This is a genomic window from Pseudomonas sp. TSRC2-2 (assembly GCF_049897785.1).
In the GTDB taxonomy this organism is placed as follows: Bacteria; Pseudomonadota; Gammaproteobacteria; order Pseudomonadales; family Pseudomonadaceae; genus Aquipseudomonas.
Genome location: NZ_JAFCWZ010000008.1, coordinates 162,907 through 182,392, shown reverse-complemented (window position 1 = coordinate 182,392; position 19,486 = coordinate 162,907). Strand labels below are relative to the sequence as shown.

The window sequence follows — 19,486 nt, the reverse complement described above, 5'->3', positions numbered from 1 at the left end:
TTCGAAACAAGCCTAAAAAAAACAGCGAACGGAGTGATGCAATAAACTCTCTATCCAGCCCCTAAATACTTACGCCGTTTCTGCTCATTACGACACTTGGCCATGTGAGAGCACTCCGGACACCACCGGCCTTGGGTAATTGAGTGAGGAATTGCGCGCCAGGTATGACCAACACTGCATTGCCACTGCAACTTGGTCGAAGCATCTACATAATCTTCCGACAGGCATTTACCTCCTCTGGCCTGAGCCATGATTCGCATGTTTTTTATGTTGCTGCGCATGCTGTCGTAATAACATTGCCGACACCAGGTTCCTTGTTTGACACTCACACCGGCGGCCTTCCAGGTATGGCCCTGAGCACATCGCCAAGTTAATGGCGTAACGCTATTGATATATTCAGAAGAAAGACACTCGCCTCCGCGTGTCAGAGCAATCGCCTGAAACGCTTGCAGGTTGCCGCGCAGTTTGTTCTTGGCACAGTGCGGGCACCACCGTCCGTATTTCACACTCGAAGGCACTGCTTGCCAACGATGTCCTTGCGCACACTCCCAAAGCAGCGAGTCAGCACAACTTACGTAAATTTCGGATAAACAGCGTCCGCCACGCTCAGTGGCAATTGCCTGCATGTTTTCAAGAGTGTCGCGCCGTGCCAGCTTGGCGCAGGTCGGGCACCAGCGGCCTTGGGCGATACTGGCGAACGTTGCCTGCCAACGGTGGCCGAACTGACATTGCCATTCCATCGGTAACAGGCGTGACTCGTAGTGGTGCGACAAACACAGACCACCGCGCTTTACGGCAACTTGCTGTGCAGAGTGCAAGGTGTCGCGCCTTTGCAACCGAGCGCACACCGGGCACCAACTGCCGCGAGTCACCCGATACGGGTCAGCCAACCATTCATGGCCATCTGCGCAGCGCCACGACAGACGCGTGGACAGATTCTGATAGACAGCGGACAGGCATTCTCCTCCACGAGACTTTGCCAGTTGCCGCATACCTTCGATCGTTTTAGTCGTTTGCTTATTCATGACGCCGGCTAACTTGGGGGCGGAACCGGAGTGTAAATAGAACGGACACGCAAAAAGACCCAACTTCCAAATCAAGAATATTCCGACAAACATTCGCGGATTTTCCTACATCAATTTCAATGCTCACGTTGTTAGCGTGACGTGCCATCAATGCTCACACCAGTGGAACTGGAGCGTGCGCTTGATTACTTTGACTTAAGGATGAGCGTATGTTCGCCCCTGCTAACGCTGCGCACTTTTCACTGACTCTCCCCACGGTCAGCAACGATTTCAAAGTGTTGGCATTCGAAGGCCATGAAGCGATCAGCAACTTGTATGCGATTCGAATCGAACTGGTCTCGGAAAACCCGAATATCGACTTGGAAAGCCTGCTCAACCAGCCGGCTTTTTTGCAGTTTGGTCTGCGCGGCGAAGGGATTCACGGCCTTATCGATGACGCCGAAGTGGGCGACAGAGGCAAGCGCCTGAGTCGCTATCACCTGACGCTTCGTCCACGTTTATATCAACTGCAGCATCGGCATAACCAGCGGGTATACCAGGGAATGACGGTGCCGCAAATCATCGTCAAGGTGTGCAAGGAGCACGGGATCCTCGACGGTCAACTGCGTTTCAACATTGCGCCCAAGCCTTCTGTACCGAGGGAATACTGCGTGCAGTACGGCGAAACCGATTTTGATTTTGTGCAACGCATCTGTTTCGAAGACGGTATTCATTGGCATCACCAACACGATGCCAACGAACACATCCTGATATTTGCCGATAACCAGACCGCGTTTTCCATCCTGCCGCCCACACGCTATCAACAGAGCAGTGGCCTGGCGGCGAAAGAGCCCGTAGTCAGCCATTTCGGTGTGCGATTGAGCACCCGTACCAGCCAGGTCGTGCGCCGTGGCTAATTTTAAACGAGGAGAAGACAAAAATCATCACTGTATACTCCCACCCTCAAAGGTCAAATAACGGCCACTACGTACCAAAACCACCAAAAACAAGAGGCAAAGGATGAACATCAAAGAAAAACTAATCTATGAATTAGAACCTTCCAACATAGAAGGATTATCAATTGAGATTAAAGATTTTTTTCCAGTGAAAGTTCTATCGATGACTTTCAGTTAGAATACTCAACTTACAATCAAGCCTATTCGATCAGCTGTACCAGTGATAGCCTAACCCCAGACGGGGTTAAAGATGTTTTCATGAGATTTGTAAGCTTCATTCAATATCCAGCATTTACTTTTTACACAAACTCCAAAACCGAAGAAAATATAGAATTCGAGCTGATTAGCGGCTCTGAGGATATGATTTGTTTTTACTGCAAAGTTATTTTTCTTCGTAACTAATAACCTATTCTTTCATTTATAAAGCTGCTATTTTTTTAAAGTCGCAGCCAACACTCCTCTCTCTCACGTTTCATTCCCAGCATAATGGCACGCCAAACACTATGCTAAGTTTAAATTTCCCGATATTGCCAACAGTTTAATGCGCGAAACCGATGATCATCCATTTGAGAAATCTTCCGAGACATTGGATTTGAAAACTCAACGAATCGAGTGGAGGCAGGAATTGCTTCTGAAATGAAAGCAAGAAAAGCGAAGATTTGGGTTGAGAGAGCACGATTGGTAAGAACAAATGGATCGAGCATCCAGATGGCCATCGCGATGCTGGAGCTATTAATGTGCCCAAGCACCATGATTCGGGGCATATGCCGACTGATTGAAAAAAACCGTCCTGCGCCACGGCTTCCGCCAATACAACCGGGTCGGTTTGCTCACCGAGCAGCGCGCGGAGAGAGGCACACACTCCTTCGTCGAGCGCCACTATGGGCGTGCGCGCCGGGCAAAAAGGCTGACGCGTGGTGCGGTCCGGCGCTAACACTTATCGTTATGACCCCTGCGGCCGACTGATCAAACAACAGTCTCTGCTCTACAGCTGCGCTACTCGTACTGCCGACTCGCCCATATGCCGACCATCTACATCGCTGATACGATTCTGAACCATTCCTGCGTTCCGGCCTGAAATCCCGATGCCCTTGCCGTTGATCTATCACGAAGACTACAGCCCCGAGTTTCCAGCGGAGCACCGCTTCCCCATGGACAAGTTTCGTCTGTTGCGAGATCACCTGGTCGACAGTGGTCTGACCCGCGATGTCGATTTGCTGCGGCCCGAGATCTGTCCCGACGACATCCTCGCTCTCGCCCATGACCGCAGCTATATCGAACGCTACATGAGCGGCCAGTTGTCCCGCGAAGACCAACGGCGCTTGGGTCTGCCATGGAACGAGGCGCTGGCGCGACGCACTGTACGCGCGGTCGGCGGCTCGATCCTCGCGGCAGAGCAAGCGCTGGAACATGGACTGGCCTGTCATCTCGCCGGTGGCACACATCACGCTCACTACGATTACCCGGCCGGCTTCTGCATCTTCAATGACCTGGCGATCATCAGCCAATACCTGTTGCAGAGCGGGCGGGTCAATCGCGTGCTGATCTTCGATTGCGACGTGCATCAGGGCGACGGCACTGCGCGGATTCTGCATGACACGCCGGAGGCGATTACCGTTTCCCTGCACTGCGAAAAGAATTTTCCTGCACGCAAGGCCGAAAGCGACTGGGACATTCCGTTGCCCAAAGGCATGGGCGATGCCGATTACCTGCAGGTGGTGGATGACACGCTCAACTACCTGCTGCCGCTATATCAACCGGATCTGGTGCTCTACGACGCCGGGGTCGATGTACACAAGGACGATGCCCTCGGCTATCTGCAACTGACCGACGCCGGCGTAGCCGCGCGCGATGAACGGGTGATGCGCCATTGCCTGGGCCGCGACATCCCGGTGGTCGGAGTGATCGGCGGCGGCTACAGCAAAGATCGCCACGCCCTCGCCCGCCGCCACGGCATCCTTCATCACAGCGCGCAACGGGTATGGGATTTACACGGCTGTCACTGAAACATGTTGCGTTATCCACAATGTCTGTGGAACTGCCTCTGGATAACCCGCAGGAGCTGCCGAAGGCTGCGATCTTTTGATCTTGCTGTAAAAATCCACAGCAAAGATCGCAGCCTTCGGCAGCTCCTACAAAGGGCTCGGCTGTTAGAATGCCCGCCTTGTCCCGCCAGACCGCAGCGCACGCCCATGACCCAGAATTCCGCTCCCGCCAACACCCACGTCGCCATCATTGGCGGCGGCCCCGCCGGCCTGATGGCCGCCGAAGTGCTGAGCCAGGCGGGAATCCGTGTCGATCTGTACGACGGCATGCCTTCTGTAGGCCGCAAGTTTTTGCTGGCCGGGGTCGGCGGCATGAACATCACCCATTCCGAAGCCTACCCGGCGTTTCTCTCCCGTTACGCTGAACGCGCCCCGCAAATCGCCCCGCTGCTGCGTGCATTCGATGCTGATGCCTTGTGCCAGTGGATTCACGAACTGGGCATCGAAACCTTCATCGGCAGCTCCGGCCGCGTGTTCCCCACCGACATGAAAGCCGCCCCGCTGCTGCGTGCCTGGCTCAAGCGTCTGCGCGACAGCGGCGTGGTTATCCACACCCGCCATCGCTGGCTCGGCTGGGATGCAAATGGCGCAATGCGCATCGACAGTCCCGAAGGCGAAATCCGCGTAACCCCCGACGCCACGCTGCTCGCCCTCGGCGGCGGCAGTTGGTCGCGCCTGGGTTCAGACGGCGCGTGGATGTTGCCGCTGGAACAGCGCGGGGTGGATCTGGCGCCCTTGCAGCCGAGCAATTGCGGCTTCGAGGTGCAGGCCTGGAGTGACCTGTTGGTGAACAAGTTCGCCGGCGCGCCGCTGAAAAACATCGCCATCGGTTTGAACGACGATATCCCGCGTCTGGGCGAATGCGTGATCACCGCGACCGGGATGGAAGGCAGCCTGATCTATGCGCTGTCGGCGCCGATACGCGAGGAAATCAATCGCTACGGCGCAGCGGTTATCCACATCGATCTGCTGCCCGGCCGGCCTGTGGATAAATTGCTGGCGGCGCTGGGCAAACCACGCGGCTCGCGCTCGATGGCCAAGCATCTGCATAGTCAGGTGGGGATTGATGGGGTTAAAGCAGCGTTGTTGCGCGAGTTGATCGATGCCGAAACGTTCGCCTATCCGGCGCGCTTGGCGCGAGCGATCAAGGCGTTGCCGCTGACCTTGGTAAAAACCCGTCCGCTGGATGAGGCAATCAGCAGTGCTGGTGGCGTAAGGTTCGAAGCGATGGATGAGCGCTTGATGCTCAAGGCGTTGCCGGGGGTGTTTTGCGCGGGGGAGATGCTTGATTGGGAAGCGCCGACGGGCGGGTATTTGCTGTCCGGGTGTTTTGCCAGCGGACGGGCGGCGGGGTTGGGTATTGTGCAGTGGCTCAAGCACACAACCTTGTAGGAGCTGACGAGTGAAACAAGGCTGCGATCTTTTGATCTTCAAAAATCAACATCAAAAGATCGCAGCGTGCCGCAGCTCCTGCAGGGAAAAGCATTCCCCTTGTGGGAGCGAGCCTGCTTCCGAAGGCGCCATTACAGACGCCACATCAAATCAAGGCTTGCGCTTGCGCGGCCCGGTATTGAACACCGGCACTTTGCGCACCGGCTTGATCGACGGCTCCGGTGCCGAGGTCTCGCCGCTGTCGACCCACTTGCCCAGATTGCGTTTTCCACCGCCACCGCCCGAGGCTTTCGGCTTCTTCGGTTTTTTCGGCTTCTTGATCACCTGACCGCTGGCATCGGTGTCCGGCACGCGGTGCTCGGGCTCGAAATCCGGTTCGTTCTGGCGCTTCAGGTTCTGCCGTGTCAGCATTTCGATTGCCGAGAGCATGTTCACTTCATCGGCACACACCAGCGAAATCGCCTCACCGGTGGCACCCGCGCGGCCAGTGCGGCCGATGCGGTGAATGTAATCCTCGGCGACGATCGGCAGATCGAAGTTGACCACCAGCGGCAAGTCTTCGATGTCCAGACCACGGGCGGCGACGTCGGTCGCCACCAGAATCTGCACTTCACTGAGTTTGAACCGGTCCAGCGCGCGCTGGCGGGTCGCCTGCGGTTTGTCGCCATGGATGCCGTCAGCATTCACACCGAGGCCCTGAAGTTTTTCCACCAGCGCATCGACGCCATTGCGGGTCTTGGCGAACACCAGCACCTGCTTCCACTTGTTCTTGCGCATCAGGTGCACGAACAGTTCGGCCTTGCGTTTCTTGTCTACAGTGACGATCCACTGCTTGACCGTGTTGGCAGCGACGTTGCGCGGGCTGACTTCGACGCTTAAAGGATCGTTGAGCATCTGCCCGGCCAGCAGGCGAATGTCATCGGAGAATGTCGCCGAGAACAACAGGGTCTGGCGCTTTTTCGGCAGCATGCGGTAAATGTTCGCCAGTTCTTCGGAGAAGCCCAGGTCGAGCATACGATCGGCTTCATCCAGCACCAGCGTTTGCAGCTGATTGAGTTTCAGCGCGTTCTGGCGGAACAGGTCGATCAAGCGACCGGGCGTGGCGACCAGCACATCGACGCCGCCGCGCAGCTTCATCATCTGCGGATTGATGCTGACACCGCCGTACACCGCATAAGTGCGTAGCGGCAGATTTTCCGCGTATTGACGCACGGCTTCGTGGACCTGCTCGGCCAGCTCGCGGGTCGGCACCAGAATCAGCGCACGCGCCGAGTTGGCGGTGACTTTCGGCCCTTCCATGGCCAGCAACTGCAGCAGCGGCAAGGCGAAACCGGCGGTCTTGCCGGTGCCGGTCTGCGCCGCTGCCATCAGGTCGCGACCGGCCAGCACCGCCGGAATGGCTTGCGCCTGCACCGGCGTCGGGGTCTGGTAGCCGAGCGTCTCGAGGGAGCGCAGCAAGGGTTCGATCAGGCCAAGGGAGGCGAAAGTCATGGGAGTACCGTAGGAAAAAATGACGCGGGGATGCAATGCCGCGCAGTTTACCCTAATTCGTACGCGCTTCCGTCGGAACGGCTTTCGCTTCCGCCTGTGTCTGCTGCGCGGGACGGCGCCACTGCGGCAGGCTGATCAGCAGCACCGCGCTGATGATCACCAGCATCGCCAGCGCTTCTTCGATGCCGATGGTCTCGCCAACAAACACCACGCCAAGCAATACCGCCACCGCCGGGTTGACGTAGGCATAACTGGTCGCTGCCGCCGGGCGCACGTGTTTGAGCAGATACATGTAGGAATTGAAGGCGATGATCGAGCCAAAGAAAATCAGATAGGCCAGCGCCAGCCAGCCTTCGATCGGCGGCAGCGCTTGCAGGTGCTCGCCGCTCAGCGCACTGCCGATCAGCAAGACCACGCCGCCAACGAGCATTTCCAGGGCGCTGGCCATCGCCCCCGCCGGCAACGGCAGGTATTTGCTCCACACCGAGCCGAACGCCCAGCTCGCCGCCGCGAAAATCAGCAACGCTGCGCCGAGCGGGCTCGATTGCAGGTTGGAGCCCATGTTGAGCATGGCGATGCCGATAATGCCCAGCGCGACCCCGGCCCATTCCAGCCGCGTATTGCGTGCGCCCCAGAAGTAACCGAACAACAAGGTGAACAGTGGCACTGTCGCCACCGCCAGCGCCGCAACGCCGGAGGCCACGCCAGTGTGCTCGGCGACGCTGACCGCGCCATTACCGAAACTGAGCAGCAGAATGCCGACCAGCCCAGCCGCTTTCCACTGCGCCCAGGTCGGCGCCGGAGCCCCACGCCAGCGCAGCCAGGCGTACATCAAGCTGCCCGCAATGACGAAGCGCACCCCGGCCAGCAACAGCGGCGGCCAATATTCGACGCCGATGCGAATCACCAGATAGGTCGACCCCCAGATCACGTACAACGCAAAAAACGCAGCGATCAACGGCAGGGAAAAACGGCGCAAGGCAGGCATGGGCAGCTCGACAGTCAGATTTCTGTGGAGGTTTATTCTAGAAAGGCTGTCACGCAAAAATAAGTTACAAAACCGGTTTATCACGCCGGTACACTTTTGGATGCGCGCAACGGCAAATCCCGAGAGCACTGAGGCCACTGTGGGAGCGAGCTTGTTCGCGAAGGGGCCGTAACAGACAACATCGCTTTGAATGACACACCGCCATTCACGAGCAAGCCCGCTCCCACAGGTTCTGTGTTGTGCCTGAGATCAGCGGTAACGCTGCAGGTGTTCACCCATTTTAGCCGCAGGGACTTTCTGCAATTTGCACAGCAGGTCGTGATTCAGTTCGCGCACGCCATGCTTGCCCCGCAACTCTTGCGCCAAATGCGCCATCAGATTGGCCGCCATCTCCGCATCGGCCATGGCCCGGTGAGCCTGGCCGGTATGCGGCAACTGCGCGAAAGTGGTAAGCGTGCCGAGCTTGTGATTTGGCGCAGCGGGCATCAGCCGCCGCGCCAGCAGCAGCGAACAGGCGAAATTCTGCAGGCGCGTGCGCTTGATCCGGCCCAGTTCGAAATCCCAGAACTTCTGGTCGAACGAGGCGTTGTGCGCCAGCAGCGGCGTGCAGCCGACGAATTCGTTGACCTCCTCCATCACCCGCTCGGCTGGCGGCGCGGTGCGCAGCATGGCGTTGCTGATGCCGGTCAGTTGTTCGATGAACGCGGGGACGCGCACGCCGGCGTTCATCAGGCTCTGGTAACGCTCGACGATGCGGCCGTTCTCCAGCATGACCACGGCAATCTCCGTGGCGCGGCAGCTGCTGTTCGGCGACAGGCCAGTGGTTTCAAAGTCGATGACTGCAATGCGTTCCAAACCGGGAGGTACTCCGTTCAAATCTTCTATTCAGCTCAGCTCTTGAGCAACAGCGCGCCTTCGATCGGCACGTAGCGGCTGGCGGCGCGGATCAGCGAGTTGGCGGTAAGCCCAGGCACGCCATAAGCCACCGCTTGCACGCCGTGTTTGTTGATGATGCGTTCGAGCAGCATGTCGAAATCGCCGTCACCGGAGGCCAGCACCACTTCGTCGACATGGTCGGCGGCGTCCATGATGTCCAGGGTAATGCCTACGTCCCAGTCGCCCTTGGCCGAGCCGTCGCTGCGCTGGATGTAAGGCTTGAGCTTCACGGTGAAACCGAGGTTGCGCAGGATCTGTTGAAACTGCTGCTGCTTGCTGTCGCCTCGGTCGATGGCATAGGCATAGGCCTCGACGATCTGCCCGTTCTTGCTGATGTCCGCCCACAGTGCGGCGTAGTTGAAGTGGCAACCATAGGCCTGACGCACGGTGTAGTAGAGGTTCTGCACATCGGCGAACACTGCGATTTTTTTCACCGGAGTTCCTGTGGGTGCGCGAGCGCACGAAGCGGGGTCAGGCGATCAGGCCCGAAAAAGGCGCTCAGTATGCCAGCCCGAAGGAGGGTTCCGCGAATAATCGGCCCGGAGCCCCGCAGGGCTCCGGACGAATGGTGAATCAGACGAAGGAGTCGTCGTCATCGAAGAACGACGAATTGTCGCTGCTGTAATCGGCGTCGCTGAAACCGCCCTGGTCATTGCCGGAAAAGCCGTTGTCCGCCACACGTTGATCATCGCCCCAGCCATTGCTGCTCTGGTCGGCGACCTGCGCCGGTTCTTCCTTGATGACCTCGACGATTTCTGCAGGTGCTTGGTTGTGATGGAACAGGCTGCTGATGCCCTGCGCCAGCATCACGCCACCGGCCACGCCGGCGGCGGTTTTCAGCGCGCCGCCGAGGAAGCTGTTGCCGGCCGCCGGAGCCGCCTGCTGCGCGTAGCTGGATGGCGCCGTGCCGAAACTCTGCTGCGGTACCGGCGCTTGGTAGCTCTGTTGTGGGGCCGGTTCACGCCAGCCGCCAGTGGAGGACGGCGCGGCGTTCTGGCTCGGCGCCGGACGCGAATTGCCGCCGCCAAAAATGCTCGACAAGAAGCCACCGCCAGCGCTTGCTGCCGGTGCGCCATTCTGGGCCTTGGCCGCTTGCAGCTCGGCCTGCAGACGCTGGACTTGCTGGGTCAGCTGCTTGTTTTGCTCGTCGAGGCTTTTCAGCGCGGCCTCTTGCACCAGAATCGCCTGGGTCATGAAATAGCCTGCCGCCGGTTGGCGCGTCAGGTGTTCCTTGATCCGCGCCTCGGCCTGTGCGTCGCGCGGGGCTGCCTCCGTTTCGGCCTGTTGCAGCCGGGAAAACAGTCCATCGATCAGGGTTTGCTCTTCGCTGTTCATGGCGACCTCGTAGATTGCCGGTAATAACGTGCCTGCGCCCACTCCGGGCGCGGTGCTCTCCTGTAATGGAGACAGTGACAAAACGTTTCAATGACCTTTACCGAATGTTTACGTTTGTGTCGGCCCGCGTTCCATCGGTTAAAGTGAGCCACTGTTTTCGACCTGCGATACCGACTGATGAATGCCCTCGAAGTACTGCGCGACTCTTTGTATTTTTTCAAACGCCATTTGGGCAGCATCGTGCAGTTGTGCCTGCCATTGGTGATCGTCGAAGCCTTCCTGCAGCAGGCAGTCGATCACGCCACCGGGCCGGACACCTTTGCCGGGGTGAGCATCATCGTCGGCCTGCTGGTATATCCGCTGTACACCGCCGCGCTGATCCTGTTTCTCGATGCGCGCAGCCGTGGCGAGTCGCCGCGCAACCGCGACCTGCTGGCGATGGCGGCAACCCTGTGGCCGCGCTTCGCTGTGCTGACCGCCCTCAATACCTTGCTGATTCTGCTCGGCCTGTCGCTGTACTTCCTGCCGGGCCTGATGCTGATGGTCATGCTCGCCTTCGCTGAATATCTGCTGGTGCTGCGCGGTCTCGGGCCGTTGCAGGCAATGAAGGAAAGCCTGCGTCTGACCCGTGGGCATTTCTGGCGGATCCTGCTGTGCATTCTCTGTGTGATGACGCCGTTGTGGCTGCTCAAAGGCGCGACGCTGGCGGTGTACCCAGAGCCACAGAATCCATTGATCGCCGGGCTGATCGACAGCGCCCACAGCTTCCTGCAACTGTTCACTAGCGTGGTGCTGTTCCGCCTGTTCATGCTGATCAGCGAATTGCCTGACAAACGTAACGGAGCGGTCTGACCGCGCCATGCTTGGGCTTCGTTGCTGCCGTCAGGTATGCTCGGGGCCACTTTCTGTAACGCTATAAGCCGAGCCATGACCCGTCTGCTGCGCTACACCCTGCTCCTCGTCATCCTCGCCGTCGTCCTGTTCGGCGTGCTGCTGTTCAGCCTGACCTGGCGCCCCGACGCTCGCGAAACCCTGCCGGTCAGTTGCGGCACCACCGCGCCGACGCTGGTGCCCGGGCAAGCGCTGAAAGTCATGACCTGGAACGTGCAGTTCCTCGCCGGCAAGCGTTACGTGTTCTGGAATGATCTGGCTCAGGGCGACGACGAAGCGCCGACCCCGGAAGACATGGCGTTCAGCCTCGACGAAGTGGCGCGGGTCATCCGTGACGAACAACCCGATGTGGTGCTGTTGCAGGAGCTCGACGACGGCGCCAAGGCCAGCGATTACCAGAACCAGCTCAAGTTGTTGCAGGAGCGCGTCGCCGACCTGTACCCGTGCAGCACCAGCGCGTTCGACTGGAAGGCCGATTTCGTCCCTGAACCCCACATCTACGGCAGCGTCGGCCGCCAACTCGCCACGTTGAGCCGCTATCGCATCGAACACGCCGAACGTCTGCAGCTGCCCGTCGCCCCGAGCAACTTCATCAGCCGCCAGTTCCAGCCCAAAGACGCCTTGCTCGCAGTCAAACTGCCGCTCAGCGATGGCGGACAACTGACCGTGTTCAACACTCACCTGCAACGCGACAGCCAGGCGGACGGTAACGTGCAGGCGCAAGTCGCTGCGGTGGCTAAAGTGCTCGACAAGTATGAAAGCCAAGGCCTGCCCTGGCTGATCGGTGGCGATTTCAATCTGTTGCCGCTCGGCCAGTACCGTCGCCTGCCTGTCGAGCGGCGCACGCCCTACTCCGCCGACAGCGAACTGCATCTGCTGTGGGACAAATACCCGATGATCCCGACCAATAACGAAGCCGGCGGTATCGACCGGGCCAAATGGCTGACCCATTACCCCAACGACCCCGGCCTCAACGGCCCGGATCGCACCGTCGATTATCTGTTCCACAGCCCGAAGCTCAAGCGCGTGCAAGCGCAGGTGCGGCAGGACGATACCTTGCGCATCTCCGATCACTTGCCGGTGATCGCGCGGTTCCTGCTACCCGCTGCGCCGTAAGCGTTTTGCCCTTATAAACCGGGCGGAACGTAACCCGGAACATAGCGAACGTTAGCGCACTTGCCGTGCAGTATCCGCCCGTCTTCGATCAGGAACTGGGCGATCTTCTTCTGCTGATTGATCTTCGCCTGCAACTTGCAGGTAGAACTGTGGCCGACCTGTTGGTAGTGCTCGGTGTAGACCATGCCATTGCCGGTATGGGTCATCGAAGTGCCGGCCGCTTCGGTGGAACTCCAGCTCGCGGACTTGTGCCAGGTCAGCACGGCCAAGGGTTCGCCGTTCGGGCCGGTTTCCTTTCCCACCGAATCGGGTGTGCCGAACAGGTCCAGTGCTTCCTGGAGATCGCGGCCTTCCCAGCGGCTCTGCGCAATGGTCGAACAGCCGCTCAAGAGTAGACCAGCCAACAGGGTTGCCAGCCACAAACGTGTGTAAGTCATTGGAGTCCCCGGCTTATTTCTTGAGTTCGAGCAGGCTGTCGATGTTGTCCATCATCTGGCTCTTTTGCTGAATCGGCGCGAGCTTGAAGAACATCTGCTGCAGCATCTCGATCATTTGCAGGTATTCCATCTTGCCCACGGCGGCCATGTCGTTTTTGGCACGACTGCCCGGTGCGCAGGCAAACTTCAGCGCTTGCTGGACCCAGAACTCTTTCGGGGTCTGCCACTGATTGGCAACTTTCAGATGACGCATGGTGTAAGCGAGACGCTCGATGGACTGGCCATTGATAAAACGTACCTTGCCCGTAGCGCATTGGGCTTCGAGGTTATAAACGTCGATCATCGGTTTGCCGGGCTCTTCATACACCAGGGTCACCGCGACCATGGTCGCGCCTTTGGTTTTCTGCGAAGGCACTACTGAGGTGGCATCGGCGACGTACATGATGTTTTTCTGGGGTACGCCGTTGCCGTAGATAATCCACCAGTCGCCAATCGGGTTGGCTTCTTCGGCCATGGCTGAACTGGAGGCGGCCAATAGCGCAGCCGACAAGAAGATCAACTTCTTGAACTTGAAGAAAGAGGTCATGGGCAGTTCCGTTCCTTGGGCACAAGTTGTCAGGCAACAAGGCTTGTTATTGTTCAGGCGGCGATTTTGCGAGCCTGAACAACCAGGGGCAATTAGCACGGATGGGCTAATGGCGCGCTGCCATTGCCGGTCAGGTGCCCCGAGGTTTCGCCCGCGCCGTGGCTTCGGCAACCAAGGGATCGTCCGGCCAATAATGCTTGGGATATCGCCCCTTGAGATCCTTCTTCACCTCGGCATAGGTGCTGCGCCAGAAGTTGGCCAGATCCTGCGTGACCTGCACCGGCCGCCGCGCCGGCGACAGCAGATGCAGCTTGACCACTTGCCGGCCACCGGCGATCCGTGGCGTATCGGCCAGACCAAACAGCTCCTGCAAACGCACCGCGAGAATCGGTGGATGTTCGCTGTAATCCAGACGAATCGATGAGCCTGACGGCACGCTCAAATGATGCGGTGCCAGTTCGTCGAGCTTCTGCGGCAGTGGCCACGGCAGCAGATTGCGCACGATGCTCGACAGATCGAGGTTGGCGAAATGGCTGAGCCGCGAGACCTTGCCCAGATAGGGCATCAGCCAGTCTTCCAGCGTATTGAGCAATGCCGCATCGCTGACATCCGGCCATTGGCTGTCGTCCTGAGTGTTCAGATCGAGCTGGCGCAACAGCGCCACCCGCGCCTGCCACTGACGCAGTTCCGGCGTCCACGGCAACAATTCCAGGCCCTTGCGTCGCACCAGATTGACCAGCGCCTGACTGCGTGCATTTTCATCCAGACCGGTCAATGGTTCACGGCTGAGAATCAGCTCGCCGACCTTGCGCTGGCGCTCGGCGCGCAATACGCCTTCACGCTCGTCCCAGTCGAGTTGATCGACGCTGCGCACTTGCTCGGCGAGCACCGAATCGAACAGCGCCGGATCGAAATCCGCCGCCAGGTAAATGCGTTCTTCGCGCTGGCCCTGACGGCTGCCGAGGTCGGCGATGACGATCCACTCGTGCTTCATCAGGCTGTCGGCCTCAGCGAACAGCGCGGCGCGACCGTTGGCCAAACGGTATTCAGCGCCGCCGTCATGCCGTTGCTGGGCGACGCGATCCGGGTAGGCCAGCGCCAATAGTGCACCGAGCCAGCGCGGATGCTCGGCATCTTTGACCGGTTCGCTCGGCTTGCCGCGCAGATAACCGCGATATTGCCGGGCCAATTGCCGGGCACGTTGCACCCCGCCCTGCGCGCCACGGCCGGCACGTTCTTCGCCGGAAAGCAGGACCAATCGGCTGTGCAGATCCGCGCCAGCGCCACGCAGGATATCGCGCTCGCCGAGCAGCGCCGCCACATCGCAGGCCATCGCCGCCAGCCCCAGCGCCTGACCGCGCAACAGCAAGTGCGCAATGCGTGGATGTGCCGGCAGCTCAGCCATGGCCTGGCCGTGGGCCGTCAGCGTATCGCCCTGCAGGGCGCCGAGACGTTGCAGCAAATCCTGCGCCTGGGCATACGCGGCGGCAGGCGGCACGTCGAGCCAGACCAGTTCGCCCGGGGTGACGCCCCAGCGCCCCAATTGCAAAGCTAGACTGGCCAGATCCGCCGAGAGAATTTCCGCGCTGCCATAAGCCGCCAGTTGTTCGTGCTGATCCTGCGACCACAGGCGATAACACACGCCCGGCTCCAATCGCCCGGCGCGGCCGGCACGCTGGGTGGCGCTGGCCTTGGAGATCCGTTGCGTGTCGAGGCGGGTCATGCCGCTGCCCGGGTCGAAACGCGGCACCCGCGCCAGTCCGGCATCGATGACCACGCGCACTCCGTTGATAGTCAGGCTGGTCTCGGCGATGTTGGTCGCCAACACCACTTTGCGCTGACCGGGCGGCGCCGGATCGATCGCTGCACGTTGCGCGTTGAGGTCGAGCTCACCGTGCAGCGGGCACAGCAAAACGTCTTTGCGCCCACCGATGACGTCGGCCAATTGCTGATGCACGCGACGGATTTCCGCTTGTCCCGGAAGGAACACCAACAGGCTGCCGGTTTCATCGTGCAGCGCTTCGAGCACGGTTTGCGTAACGCGCTGATCGATGTATTCGCCCGGCTGAAATGGCCGCCCCCAGCGCATCGTCACCGGGTACATGCGTCCTTCGCTGCGCAGGATCGGCGCGTCATCGAGCAAACTGGCGAGGCGCTCGCCTTCGAGGGTGGCCGACATCAGCAGAATCTTCAGCGGCTGTTCAGTACGAAACAGCTCGCGACCGTTCAGACTGAGCGCCAGCGCCAGATCGGCGTCGAGACTGCGTTCATGGAATTCGTCAAAGATCAGCAGGCCCACGCCGTCCAGCGCCGGGTCGTCCTGCAAGCGCCGGGTGAGGATGCCTTCGGTGACCACTTCGATACGGGTCTTCGGGCCGACCTTGCTGTCGAGGCGGATGCGATAGCCGACGGTTTCACCGACCTGCTCGCCGAGCTCGCTGGCCAAACGTTCCGCCGCCGCCCGCGCAGCCAGACGCCGTGGTTCGAGCATGACGATGGTCTGCCCGGCCAGCCAGGCTTCGTTGAGCAAGGCCAAGGGCACGCGGGTGGTCTTACCGGCGCCGGGCGGTGCTTCGAGCACGGCTTCGTGGCGTGACGCGAGGGCTTCACGCAGGGCGGGTAAAACATCGTCGATCGGCAAAGAAATCATGCTGGCTCCCCAGGGCGTGCCCACAGTAAATTGCGAGTCGCGTTAAAGCTGTGAGCGTGCCAGGCAAGGCGCCGGACGCGGGCAAGGGTCGTTTCCTTGCCAAGTCCCGCAACGCAGCATGGCGCGTTCACAGCTTTAGCCCGGAGGGCCGAACCCCGATAGAATTCATCAGCCTTCACGCGGTGTCGATCTGGAGAAAACAACTTCAATCCTCAACGTATTTCAGTAGGGGTGAGACGAGGCCGCAATTTACTGTGGGTTCGCCCTGCCCGCCGCGAGTATAACGACGAACTGTCTGACGTTCGTCAGGGTCTTAACTTCACAAGACGAAGCTTCGTTATTTGATGACTCAGGAGACATTTCCATGCGCTTACCCTCTCGCCTGATCGGCAGTGTGCTGGTCGCCACTCTGCTCACGCAACTCTCGGCGTGCGGTTCGATTTTCTACCCGGACCGGCGCGGCCAGATCGACGGCAAGATCGACCCGGCGATCGCCGTGCTCGATGCCGTCGGCCTGCTGTTCTACATCATCCCCGGGCTGATCGCGTTTGCCGTCGACTTCGCCACCGGGGCGATCTATTTCGAACCGGGCCACACCGCGCAGATCGATCCGGCCAAGCTCAAGCAAGCCATCGGCCCGGATGGTCAGGTCGACAATCACAAGTTGCAGGCGATTCTTGAGAGCGAACTGGGTAAAGACTTTCCTCTCGACGACCCACGCCTGATCCAGCACAAGGGCAGCACTCAGCAACTGGCGATGTTCGGCCTGCAACCGGCCGCTTGAATAAGGACGTTCAATGACCTCCAGCCCCGAACACGCCCGCCTGCTGCGGCTGGCGACCCGCGCCTCGGTGGCGGTCGCCTGCACGCTGATCGTCGCCAAGGCAATTGCCTGGTGGTTCAGCGGATCGGTGAGCATGCTCGCCGGCCTCACCGACTCGGCGCTGGATGGCGTCACTTCGATGCTCAATCTGCTGGCGGTGCATTACGCCTTGCGTCCGGCCGATGACGATCACCGTTATGGCCACGGCAAAGCGGAATCGCTGGCGGGCATGGCGCAGGCGTTGTTCATCGGTGGCAGCGCGGTGTTGATCGCGTTCCAGGCCTACCAACGCTTGCAGACACCGGAGCCGCTTGGCGCGCCTTGGTTGAGCATCGGCGTGATCGTATTTTCGCTGTTGCTGACGGCGGCGCTGCTGATGTTGCAGCATCGGGTGATCAAGCAGACCGGCTCCAATGCCGTGCGCGCCGACTCGCTGCATTACCGTTCAGACCTGCTGCTCAACGGCAGCATCCTGATCGCGCTGCTGTTGGCCGGAATGGGTTTTGCGCAACTGGACGCGTGGTTTGGCCTGGGGATCGCCGCGTATATTTTCTGGAGCGCGATCCAGATCGCCCGGGAGAGTTTTTCGGTGCTGATGGACGAGGAACTGCCGACCGATGTCAGCCAGCACATGCTTGAGCTGGCATGCAGCGTGCCCGGCGTGCTGGGTGCGCATGACTTGCGCACGCGAATTTCCGGCAACCACTGGTTTGTGCAATTGCACCTGGAATTGCCGGGCGAACTGACATTGTCAGTCGCCCATGGCATCAGCGACCAAGCGGCGGCGGCGATTCACAAGGCCTATCCGAAGGCCGAGGTGCTGGTGCACGCTGACCCACAGGAAGTGGTGCTCGCCGCACGCGCTCAATAATTGACCTGATAACCGCGACTGCTCAGGCAGTTGCCCTGCGCCTGGCGATAGGCTTGAACCACTTCGGGCGCCGGTTGGTAGGTCGCGGTGCGCGGGTCGAAACCGCTTTGCTGCACCGCATACTGAGAGCACTGGTAACCGTCCTGCTGCACTTGCTGCGGCGACTGGCCGTTGGCCGGGTAGGCTTCGACGTCATAGCCTTGAGCTTGCGGCTGTTGTTGCACCGGCGGCTCGACCACCACGTAATCCTGCGTCGCTTCTTGGTAGGCGTAATACGAGCCGGCGGCGAGGAACAGCAACGAACCACCGATCCACACTTCACGGGCGTAATCCGGCAAATACTGGATGCGGATCCCGCGCGGTGGCTGCACGACGATGTAGCGCGGGCCTTGCGGGCGATACCAGTAGCCGCCGGAATAGAAGTAATCCTGGCCGCGATACGGCACGCGATAATCACGCTCCGGGAAGCGGTCAATGACATGCCCCGGGCGATATTGCGGGCCCGGCCCCCAGCCATTGCCATGACCGTTCGGCCGTCCCGGCCAGCGGTTGCCATCGGGACGCGGCGGCGTCTGCCATTGCTGATTGTGGTAACCGTTCTGCGGGCGCTCGTCGCGGTAGTAACCCTGACGCGGCTCCTGAGTCTGGTGCACAGCGTCGGGACGTGGCTGGATCGGCAGGTTGTTGCCGGGCTGGCGAGGTGGCTCTGGCCGATCATCAGGACGGTTGCGGTTCTGCCATTGACCGTCATTGCTGCGCGGCTGTCCGTTGTGCTCGAACTGACGGCTGTTGTCGCCACGAATGATTTCATTGTTCTGCGGCCCATTGCCGGGCCCGCGACTCTGCGGCTCATCCGCCAGCGCTTGCACACTGACACCCACACAGAGCAAACCAACACCGGCCAGACACCAGATGCGCGAATTCATGCTTTTCCTCACTGCGGGAGCCTGTCGTTGGGAGGGCCTGTTGCCAAGAGCTAAACAGGCCCAGCGGGTTGTGCAACAGGTTATCAGTCGCGCGACCTATTTATTGAGGCGCCAACATGAAATCGCGGGCAAGAAAAAAGGGAGACCCGTCGGCCTCCCTTCTGGAGAACTTCGTCCTGGCTCGACGCTTTTGACGTCGGCTCACCTCACGCCGTCTTCTGGACAGAGTGCAGCTCGGGGGCCGGCACATCCCCGGTGGGGGTGGCGGCCGCGGCGGGCCTGATTGGGCGGGCCGCGTGGACTGTGTTACCGAGCAGTGATTCTGGTAATAAGAATAAGCCCGAGGCCGCGACAGACGATTGCGAAGATTGCTCAAATAAACACCACTTGCGCAATTTTTAACCCTGGATAGATAATCCGCCGCAATAGTTACAGCCAAGGACAGATTGATGAGCAAACTCGACCGTTACGACCTGAGCATTTTGGCGGAATTGCAACGCGACGCCCGCATCTCCAACCAGGAGCTGGCCGAGCGCATCGGTCTGTCGCCCTCGCCTTGCTCGCGTCGGGTCAAGCAACTGGAAGACGACGGCTACATTTCGCGCCAGGTCGCGTTGCTCGATCGCAAGATGCTCGGGTTGAGCCTGACAGCCTACGTGCTGATCGGCATGGATCGGCATACACCGGAGCGCTTCGAGAATTTCGAAGCGGCCATTCGGACATTGCCGCAGGTGCTGGAGTGCAGTCTGGTCACGGGCGTGGATGCCGATTACCAGTTGAAAGTGGTGGTGCCGGATATGGATCACTATCAGAAGTTGTTGCTGGGGCATCTGACCCGGATTGAAGGCGTGACCAGTGTGCGGTCGAGTTTTGTGCTGAATCAGGTTTTGAACAGCACTGAACTGCCGCTGACCCATTTGCGTAGCTGATATCGCTTTCGCGAGCAGGCTCGCTTTCACAGGGGGATGCATTTCAACCTGTGGGAGCGAGCCTGCTCGCGAAGAGACCGGCACAGGCGACACAGATCAATGCCCCGCCA

Annotated in this window: 18 protein-coding genes; 8 read left to right on the top strand and 10 right to left on the bottom strand. The window is 59.8% G+C overall.

The features are described from left to right. Positions 1 to 50: 50 nt before the first annotated feature. Complete coding sequence (locus ACP7D9_RS17870) at positions 51 to 1,118, bottom strand: zinc-ribbon domain-containing protein (protein WP_426158884.1); 1,068 nt, start codon at positions 1,116 to 1,118, stop codon at positions 51 to 53. A gap of 116 nt (positions 1,119 to 1,234) precedes the next feature. On the opposite strand from ACP7D9_RS17870, the gene tssI reads away from it, so the two are divergent. The 3 genes from tssI to ACP7D9_RS17855 all read left to right on the top strand — a co-directional run bounded on the left by tssI (position 1,235) and on the right by ACP7D9_RS17855 (position 5,397). Then, positions 1,235 to 1,921 (top strand): type VI secretion system tip protein TssI/VgrG, encoded by a 687-nt coding sequence (gene tssI / locus ACP7D9_RS17865; RefSeq protein ID WP_426158882.1) that lies wholly within the window; start codon positions 1,235 to 1,237, stop codon positions 1,919 to 1,921. A gap of 1,124 nt (positions 1,922 to 3,045) precedes the next feature. Continuing rightward, positions 3,046 to 3,966 (top strand): histone deacetylase family protein, encoded by a 921-nt coding sequence (locus ACP7D9_RS17860; RefSeq protein WP_426158880.1) that lies wholly within the window; start codon positions 3,046 to 3,048, stop codon positions 3,964 to 3,966. 186 nt (positions 3,967 to 4,152) lie between these two features. Beyond that, positions 4,153 to 5,397: a TIGR03862 family flavoprotein gene (locus ACP7D9_RS17855; protein ID WP_426158878.1), complete on the top strand. Its 1,245-nt coding sequence runs from the start codon at positions 4,153 to 4,155 to the stop codon at positions 5,395 to 5,397. Between the two features lie 150 nt (positions 5,398 to 5,547). On the opposite strand, the gene ACP7D9_RS17850 is transcribed toward ACP7D9_RS17855, so the two are convergent. From ACP7D9_RS17850 to ACP7D9_RS17830, 5 genes are all read right to left on the bottom strand, one after another. Then, entirely contained in the window at positions 5,548 to 6,888 is a 1,341-nt protein-coding gene (locus tag ACP7D9_RS17850) for a DEAD/DEAH box helicase (protein ID WP_024014423.1), read from the bottom strand. A 52-nt stretch (positions 6,889 to 6,940) separates the two neighbouring features. After that, the gene (gene yedA, locus ACP7D9_RS17845) at positions 6,941 to 7,876 is read right to left on the bottom strand and encodes a drug/metabolite exporter YedA (RefSeq protein WP_426158876.1); all 936 of its coding nucleotides are present in this window, start codon (positions 7,874 to 7,876) and stop codon (positions 6,941 to 6,943) included. Positions 7,877 to 8,125: 249 nt separating this feature from the next. Then, on the bottom strand, positions 8,126 to 8,731 hold the full coding sequence (locus ACP7D9_RS17840; protein ID WP_101160541.1) for a 3'-5' exonuclease: 606 nt from the start codon (positions 8,729 to 8,731) through the stop codon (positions 8,126 to 8,128). Positions 8,732 to 8,766: 35 nt separating this feature from the next. Further along, positions 8,767 to 9,246, bottom strand: coding sequence for an NYN domain-containing protein (locus ACP7D9_RS17835; protein ID WP_056790604.1), 480 nt, complete (start codon positions 9,244 to 9,246; stop codon positions 8,767 to 8,769). A 139-nt stretch (positions 9,247 to 9,385) separates the two neighbouring features. Then, positions 9,386 to 10,147, bottom strand: coding sequence for a DUF2076 domain-containing protein (locus ACP7D9_RS17830; protein WP_426158873.1), 762 nt, complete (start codon positions 10,145 to 10,147; stop codon positions 9,386 to 9,388). A gap of 177 nt (positions 10,148 to 10,324) precedes the next feature. Between ACP7D9_RS17830 and ACP7D9_RS17825 the strand changes: the two genes are divergently transcribed. Then, entirely contained in the window at positions 10,325 to 10,999 is a 675-nt protein-coding gene (locus tag ACP7D9_RS17825; protein ID WP_016773061.1) for a YciC family protein, read from the top strand. Between the two features lie 75 nt (positions 11,000 to 11,074). Beyond that, the gene (locus tag ACP7D9_RS17820; RefSeq protein ID WP_101160544.1) at positions 11,075 to 12,154 is read left to right on the top strand and encodes an endonuclease/exonuclease/phosphatase family protein; all 1,080 of its coding nucleotides are present in this window, start codon (positions 11,075 to 11,077) and stop codon (positions 12,152 to 12,154) included. Positions 12,155 to 12,165: 11 nt separating this feature from the next. Here the strand turns inward: ACP7D9_RS17820 and ACP7D9_RS17815 are convergent, their stop codons facing one another. The 3 genes from ACP7D9_RS17815 to hrpB all read right to left on the bottom strand — a co-directional run bounded on the left by ACP7D9_RS17815 (position 12,166) and on the right by hrpB (position 15,827). Then, entirely contained in the window at positions 12,166 to 12,591 is a 426-nt protein-coding gene (locus ACP7D9_RS17815) for a hypothetical protein (protein WP_426158871.1), read from the bottom strand. A 13-nt stretch (positions 12,592 to 12,604) separates the two neighbouring features. Continuing rightward, positions 12,605 to 13,177 carry a hypothetical protein gene (locus ACP7D9_RS17810; RefSeq protein ID WP_426158869.1) on the bottom strand — a complete coding sequence of 191 codons (573 nt, stop codon included), beginning with the start codon at positions 13,175 to 13,177 and terminating at the stop codon, positions 12,605 to 12,607. Positions 13,178 to 13,307: 130 nt separating this feature from the next. Then, complete coding sequence (gene hrpB, locus ACP7D9_RS17805; RefSeq protein WP_426158867.1) at positions 13,308 to 15,827, bottom strand: ATP-dependent helicase HrpB; 2,520 nt, start codon at positions 15,825 to 15,827, stop codon at positions 13,308 to 13,310. A gap of 364 nt (positions 15,828 to 16,191) precedes the next feature. Here hrpB and ACP7D9_RS17800 point away from each other — a divergent pair, with 364 nt between their 5' ends. Together ACP7D9_RS17800 and ACP7D9_RS17795 are read left to right on the top strand one after the other, a co-directional pair. Then, positions 16,192 to 16,611 carry a polyribonucleotide nucleotidyltransferase gene (locus tag ACP7D9_RS17800; RefSeq protein ID WP_101160552.1) on the top strand — a complete coding sequence of 140 codons (420 nt, stop codon included), beginning with the start codon at positions 16,192 to 16,194 and terminating at the stop codon, positions 16,609 to 16,611. A gap of 13 nt (positions 16,612 to 16,624) precedes the next feature. After that, positions 16,625 to 17,521, top strand: a complete 897-nt coding sequence (locus tag ACP7D9_RS17795) for a cation diffusion facilitator family transporter (protein WP_101160553.1) — start codon at positions 16,625 to 16,627, stop codon at positions 17,519 to 17,521. Here ACP7D9_RS17795 and ACP7D9_RS17790 read toward each other — a convergent pair. Then, positions 17,515 to 18,447, bottom strand: coding sequence for a DUF6515 family protein (locus tag ACP7D9_RS17790; RefSeq protein WP_426158864.1), 933 nt, complete (start codon positions 18,445 to 18,447; stop codon positions 17,515 to 17,517). The two genes, ACP7D9_RS17795 and ACP7D9_RS17790, sit on opposite strands and share 7 nt — an antisense overlap. A 449-nt stretch (positions 18,448 to 18,896) precedes the next feature. Here ACP7D9_RS17790 and ACP7D9_RS17785 point away from each other — a divergent pair, with 449 nt between their 5' ends. After that, positions 18,897 to 19,376, top strand: coding sequence for an Lrp/AsnC family transcriptional regulator (locus ACP7D9_RS17785; protein WP_007909658.1), 480 nt, complete (start codon positions 18,897 to 18,899; stop codon positions 19,374 to 19,376). Positions 19,377 to 19,486 lie beyond the last annotated feature (110 nt).

Coding starts and splice junctions, on each gene's coding strand:
- ACP7D9_RS17870 (WP_426158884.1), bottom strand. CDS start 1,118: ATGTTTGTCGGAATATTCTTGATTTGGAAGTTGGGTCTTTTTGCGTGT.
- tssI (WP_426158882.1), top strand. CDS start 1,235: ATGTTCGCCCCTGCTAACGCTGCGCACTTTTCACTGACTCTCCCCACG.
- ACP7D9_RS17860 (WP_426158880.1), top strand. CDS start 3,046: ATGCCCTTGCCGTTGATCTATCACGAAGACTACAGCCCCGAGTTTCCA.
- ACP7D9_RS17855 (WP_426158878.1), top strand. CDS start 4,153: ATGACCCAGAATTCCGCTCCCGCCAACACCCACGTCGCCATCATTGGC.
- ACP7D9_RS17850 (WP_024014423.1), bottom strand. CDS start 6,888: ATGACTTTCGCCTCCCTTGGCCTGATCGAACCCTTGCTGCGCTCCCTC.
- yedA (WP_426158876.1), bottom strand. CDS start 7,876: ATGCCTGCCTTGCGCCGTTTTTCCCTGCCGTTGATCGCTGCGTTTTTT.
- ACP7D9_RS17830 (WP_426158873.1), bottom strand. CDS start 10,147: ATGAACAGCGAAGAGCAAACCCTGATCGATGGACTGTTTTCCCGGCTG.
- ACP7D9_RS17825 (WP_016773061.1), top strand. CDS start 10,325: ATGAATGCCCTCGAAGTACTGCGCGACTCTTTGTATTTTTTCAAACGC.
- ACP7D9_RS17820 (WP_101160544.1), top strand. CDS start 11,075: ATGACCCGTCTGCTGCGCTACACCCTGCTCCTCGTCATCCTCGCCGTC.
- ACP7D9_RS17815 (WP_426158871.1), bottom strand. CDS start 12,591: ATGACTTACACACGTTTGTGGCTGGCAACCCTGTTGGCTGGTCTACTC.
- ACP7D9_RS17810 (WP_426158869.1), bottom strand. CDS start 13,177: ATGACCTCTTTCTTCAAGTTCAAGAAGTTGATCTTCTTGTCGGCTGCG.
- hrpB (WP_426158867.1), bottom strand. CDS start 15,827: ATGATTTCTTTGCCGATCGACGATGTTTTACCCGCCCTGCGTGAAGCC.
- ACP7D9_RS17800 (WP_101160552.1), top strand. CDS start 16,192: ATGCGCTTACCCTCTCGCCTGATCGGCAGTGTGCTGGTCGCCACTCTG.
- ACP7D9_RS17795 (WP_101160553.1), top strand. CDS start 16,625: ATGACCTCCAGCCCCGAACACGCCCGCCTGCTGCGGCTGGCGACCCGC.
- ACP7D9_RS17790 (WP_426158864.1), bottom strand. CDS start 18,447: ATGAATTCGCGCATCTGGTGTCTGGCCGGTGTTGGTTTGCTCTGTGTG.
- ACP7D9_RS17785 (WP_007909658.1), top strand. CDS start 18,897: ATGAGCAAACTCGACCGTTACGACCTGAGCATTTTGGCGGAATTGCAA.